The organism is Thermogladius sp., from assembly GCF_049970955.1.
GTDB lineage: Archaea > Thermoproteota > Thermoprotei_A > Sulfolobales > Desulfurococcaceae > Thermogladius.
This window is the reverse complement of sequence record NZ_JBMFLY010000055.1, coordinates 1-5,544: the sequence shown is the minus strand read 5'-3', so window position 1 is coordinate 5,544 and position 5,544 is coordinate 1. Positions and strand designations below refer to the sequence as shown.

The following is a 5,544-nucleotide window of genomic DNA, read 5'->3' as shown; positions in this document are numbered from 1 at the left end:
CCCATTAAACCCCCCTCGCTGCTCTACGCGTCGAAGGAGAGGAGGCAAGACCTACTCGGGCGGAACTACGCCCAGTGGCCGACCTTCCACGAAACGCTTAACTACGTGTGGGAGGAGGTCTTTTTCACCGGGCTATAAGAGCTGAGAAGGCGGCTGTACTAGTCGAGGTACTGGCCGAGGTCCTGAGGTACATGGAAGCCCTGTCTCCAGCCGGCCTCGAGAGGGGTCTACGAGGAGGACCCGGCTCTAGGGGTGGCGGTCTACGACGCGTCCTACGTAGTCCTCGCGGAGGGGTACGGTTTGGCCCCCGTGAGCAAGGAGAGGGGGCTGAGGAGCAGGGCTGAAGGGGTCGTGGAGGTCAAGAGCCTCGGAGGGCTCGTGGGCCAGAGGCTTGAAGCGCCCTCCTCAGGCCCTCCTCAGCCTGGGGTTGACGAACTCCTCTATGGCGACCCCTATAAGGGCCGTGGCCTCTACCGTGATCGTTATCATGAGGCCGGGGGCCACGATCCACCACCACTTCCCGCTCGATATAGCGCCGCTGTTCATGGCCCAGTATATCATGCTGCCCCAGGACTCCTGGGTCGGGTCACCCAGACCGAGGAAGCTCAGCGAGGCCTCGGCTATTATCGCTCCCCCAATCCTCAGGATCACGAAGGCTACGAGTAGAGGGTAGAGCTGGGGGAGTATGTGCGTCCTCATTATCCTCGCGTTGCTGGCCCCGTAGGCCTTGGCGGCCTCGATGTAAAGGGCGCTCTTGAGGGAGACCACCTGGGCCTTCACCAGCCTGGCTATACCCGGCCAGGTGAAGACGGCTATGGTCAAGACGATGTTCTGGTAGCCCTGCCCGAGTATCGCCGCCATGAGTATCATGAACGGCAGTACTGGGAGCAGCAGCATCACGTCGGTGACCGTGGAGAGCGCGTCGTCGAGTACACCCCCGTAGTACCCAGCGAGCAGACCCACCACCGTCCCGAGCACGACAGCGGATATCGCCGCCGCGAAGCCGACGAGCAGGGATATACGCGACCCGTAGACGAGCTCGCTGAAGATGTCGTAGCCGGCGTCGTTCGTGCCGAGCAGGTGCTGTAGGGAGGGGGGCTGGAATGGGGGGCCGACTATGTCCCTCGGGTTGTAGGGGGCTATCAACTGCGGGGCTATCGCCATCGCGAGGGGGATCGACAGGAGGACTACCCCGGCCAGCCCCTTCTTGTCCCTGAGCACGGCCGAGACGAGGTCCTTGAGTAGCTGGGTAGTCGAGTAGCCGGCGCCCTTCACTCCAGCCTCACCCTGGGGTCTATGAAGCTGTACATTACCTCAACCACGGTCACCAGGAACAGGGTGAGGGCTGACGTGTACACCACTATACCCAGTAGTAGGGGGTAGTCCTGCTGGTAGACCGCCTGGTAGGCCAGCCTGCCGACGCCCGGTATGGAGAAGACGTTCTCGATCAGCATCACCCCGCTTATCGAGAAGCCGACGTCTATGGCCAGGGAGGTCACGACCGGTAGGCTGGCCGGCCTGAAGGCGTGCCTGAGGAGTAGCTGCCTGTCCGAAAGCCCCTTCGCGGTCGCGACGACTATGTAGTCCTCGCCCAGTATGTTCACCACGCTGTTCCTCATCAGTATGTGGTAGCCCGGTATGGTCAGGACTATGAGGGTGAGCATCGGCAGCCACATGTGGTAGAGTATGTCTGCGACCCTCTCCCAGGGGCTCGTGTAAGTAGCGCCGTAGGTGTAGGCCCCGTAGAGGGGCGCCCAGCCCAGGTAGAAGCCGAAGACTATTAACAAGACCATGCCGAGCCAGAACCCCGGCATCGACCTGATGAACATGAAGACGCTCATCGAGGCCGTGTCGAACCTACCGCCCCTCTTGTACGCGGCGTACATGCCCGAGAGCATGCCTATCGCAGCCGACACCAGTAGCGAGACGGTGACCAGCGACACCGTCCAGGGGAGGGCCTCCATTATCACCTGGCTGACGGGCTCGAGCCTACTGAAGGATATGCCCAGGTTCCCAGTGGTGAAGAACTGCCTCAGGAAGATCGCGTACTGCTCCCATATGGGCTTGTCGAGCCCGAACTCGTGTATCAGGACGTTCCTCATGTCTGGCGGTACACTCGGGTTGGCGACCAGGTAAGCGAAGGCCCCGCCGGGTAGGAGGCGGGGGATGACGAAGGTCAGGGTGAGGATCACGAAGAAGGTCACGAAGCGCGCAATAGCCTTCCTGACCAAAAAATAGGCTAGTCTACCCATCTACCGCCCTCCCCTACTTCCTCCTAGAGGTGTAGAGGGCGGCTCCCGCGACAGCTGCTAGTACCGCTACGACGCCCGCTACTACGATGGCGACGGGGACCCCCGTGCTAGCCGGGGCTGTGGTCGGCGTAGTGGTCAGCGCAGCTGTCGTGGTCGTGGGTGTGGGGGTTGTTGTGGTTGTAGTAGTGGGCAGTGTAGTAGTAGTGTACTGCGTGGTGTACTGGGTGGGCGTCGGCGTGGGGGTTGTAGTGTAGGTTATCACCACGGGGACCGACGGCTTGTACTGCTGCGCCTGGATGTTGTAGAGGCTCATGAGGCTGAACCAGTTGTCGGGCGGGGCTAGCGGGTACAGCACCCAGCCGGCCCACCTGTCAACCCTGTACGCGAAGACGAACTGCTGGTGGACGAAGTTGAGTAGCGGCACGTAGTCGGCTAGTATCTCCTCGATCCTCCACACGATCTTTTTCCTGGCCTCGATGTCTGGCGTGACGGCCTGCTGCTGGAGTAGCGGGTCTAGGCCGGGTATGACGCAGTGGCCCATGTTCCAAGTCCCGTTAGAGGCGAAGATCTGCCTCAAGAGGTCCGGGTCTATCGAGCCCAGGCCTCCGATTATCAGCATGTCGAAGTCTCCCGAGAGCAGCTTCGAGACCAGGGTCGTCCACTCGAGGGGCATGTGCTTGACGTTCAGGCCGATCTTCCTCAGGTTGCTGGCCAGCAAGTCCCCGACCCTGACCCTGAGGGGGTCGTAGGCCGGCGAGTATATCGTCAGGGTGATCGGCGTGCCGTTGGGGTACGTCCTCCAGCCGTCGGGGCCGACTCTCAGGCCCAGCTGGTCCAGTAGCTCGGCCGCCTTGGTGAGGTTGAACGGGTACTTCACCTCCTTGGGGGGTAGGTTCGGGTTGTACCAGGGCTGTTCTATAGGAGGTATCTTGCCCAGGGACCCGGGTAGCGCGTAGCCCTGGTATATCACGTTGACGACCTCGGTCAGGTTTATAGCGTAGTGGACCGCCTGCCTGAACAGCGTCTCGTTCATCGGGTACCTCACGCAGTTGAAGTACATGAACCTGGAGCCCAGCTCGGTGACGTTCCATATCCTGATGTTGGGGTCTTTCAACAGGTCTGGTATCGTCGCGTACGGGACGCTCCACGTCACGTCGTCCACGTCGCCCCTCTTAAGGGCGAGCAGCATCGCGTCGGGGTTCGGTATGACGGGCAGCACGTAGGTGTCTATGTAGGGCCTGCCCAGGTGGTACTTGGGGTTGGCCACCAGCATGTAGTACTGCTGCGGGACGTGCTCCTTGAATATGAACGGGCCGCTGCCCACGGGGGGCTCGTTCTTGTACGTCGGCACCTGGCTGGGAGGTATCTTCGACCATATGTGCTCGGGCACTATGAATATCGAGGAGGCCACGAGGGTGAGGAAGGGCGCGTAGGGCTGCGTCAGGTCTATCTCCACGGTGTAGTTGTCGAGGGCCTTGGCGTCCTTTATGTAGGGCGCGTAGTCCTTGAACCTGGTCAGGTTACCGTAGTCCCTCAGGAACTTGTAGGTGAAGGCGACGTCCCCGGCTGTGACCGGGAGGCCGTCGTGCCAGGAGGCGTTCTCGTATAGGTGGAATATGTAGACTGTCCCGTTGTCCTTCACCTCCCAGCTCTTCGCCAGTATCCCCACGATGTTGCCGTCGGGGGCGACCGTTGTCAGGGTGTCGTAGACCACGCCCAGTATCATGTACTCCCAGGACGTCGTGTACATCCAGGGGTTCAGCGTATTGGCCTCGCCCATCATAGGGTCCCTAAAGACGCCGCCGGGTACGATGTTCGGGTCTCTGATGATGTAGTTGAAAATCGTCGGCTGCTGCGCCTCCGCCCTTGATACTAGGGGCAGCGCCCCAGCCAGTTGTGCGAGGAGGGCAAACACGATTAGGGGGGCTAAGACGCGCGCCTCCATGTTTCCCATCCCACTTTTATAGTCCTCTCTAAACGCGGGGGCGGTATATAAACATGTGCTTTTGCCAATATAAGTGGGAAAAGAAATTAGTAGACATTGGGGTGGTTCAGTGCTGCGAGCACTTGTCGAGGAAGTACGCGGCGTACAGTAATACCTGGGCTAGCTTGTCGGGCCTCGTTATGGCGTGGCCTATGTCGGGTATGACGTGGAGCTCGAACGTCTTCCCCGCCTTCATGAGCTTCTCGACGAAGTGGAGGACAGGCTGTAGGGGCGTCCTAGAGTCGTTCTGGGGCTGGACTATGGCTAGCGGGCTCTTGAGGTCCTCAGCGTAGGTGCTTGGCGACCTCTCCCTCCACAGCTCCCTCTTCTTGTCGAAGAGGATGTCGATGAACTCCCTGAACACCGCGTCGCTGAGCTCGTACATCTCCGCCCAGTCGGCTACGGGGGCGCCGGCCACTCCGCACTTGTATAGCTCCGGCCTCCTGGTCATCGCCCAGAGAGTCATGTAGCCGCCGTAGCTGTAGCCCCATATGAAGGCCCTCTCGCCCAGGCCGGCCTCCAGGCCCCACCTAGTAGCGGCCTCGACGTCGAGTAGGTCCCCGCCGCCCGGGTCCCCTATGTCCATAAGCCTGAACCTCTCCCCGTACCCGGTCGAGCCCCTGAAGTTCGGGGCCACCACGTTGAAGCCCAGGGCGACGAGGGGGGCTACGCGGGTGTTCCACTCGTCGGCCGTCTCCCACCAGGGGCCCCCGTGGACGTAGACCACGAACTCCCTCCTAGGCCTCCTAGACTTGAAGACGAAGGTGGGGACTTCGACACCGTCGGGCGACCTCACTACGACGAAGTCTACCTCCCCGAAGGCCTCCTCGACTTCTGGGGGGAGTTTGGAGACCAGAACCTCTCTCACCGAGCCCTTCTCGTAGGCGTATATACCCGTGGGCCTCCTCAGGCTGGTGTAGGTGAAGTAGATCCTCTCGCCGTGCGGGTAGGCGTTGACGACCGTGCCGGTCGGCGTCTCCACGGCCCTGCCGTCGACGAACAGCCTAGACCTACCGTTCTTCTTCCCGACCACGAAGAGCCTCCCGCCGAACTCCCTGTAGAAGAGGTGCTCGACGGGCCCGTAGGCCTCGTAGTCCGAGCCGGGGTACCTGAGCCTCTGGAACTCCCCGGTGGTGGGGTCGTAGAAGGCCAGCTCCTTCGCGTCCCCCGTGTAGGCGTTGGTCTCGAACAGGACCCTCCCCCCGCTCGTTATGACTGGGGACTCGTTGACGCTCCCCTCCCTCGGGGTGGCGACCCTCATCTCCCCGGTCCTCGCGTCGTAGACGAATATCTCGCTCGACCTCGGGT

4 protein-coding genes are annotated in these 5,544 nt (G+C 61.5%); all 4 read right to left on the bottom strand.

Annotated features, from left to right (window positions below):
• Positions 1-405: 405 nt before the first annotated feature.
• On the bottom strand, positions 406-1,275 hold the full coding sequence (locus ACP5VX_RS05990) for an ABC transporter permease (protein WP_428724976.1): 870 nt from the start codon (positions 1,273-1,275) through the stop codon (positions 406-408).
• Positions 1,272-2,252, bottom strand: a complete 981-nt coding sequence (locus tag ACP5VX_RS05985; RefSeq protein ID WP_428724975.1) for an ABC transporter permease — start codon at positions 2,250-2,252, stop codon at positions 1,272-1,274. Before ACP5VX_RS05985 ends, ACP5VX_RS05990 begins: the two co-directional genes overlap by 4 nt.
• A gap of 13 nt (positions 2,253-2,265) precedes the next feature.
• The gene (locus ACP5VX_RS05980; protein WP_428724974.1) at positions 2,266-4,197 is read right to left on the bottom strand and encodes an ABC transporter substrate-binding protein; all 1,932 of its coding nucleotides are present in this window, start codon (positions 4,195-4,197) and stop codon (positions 2,266-2,268) included.
• Positions 4,198-4,303: 106 nt separating this feature from the next.
• A partial coding sequence (locus ACP5VX_RS05975; protein WP_428724973.1) for an alpha/beta fold hydrolase occupies positions 4,304-5,544 on the bottom strand: 1,241 nt, incomplete at its 5' end.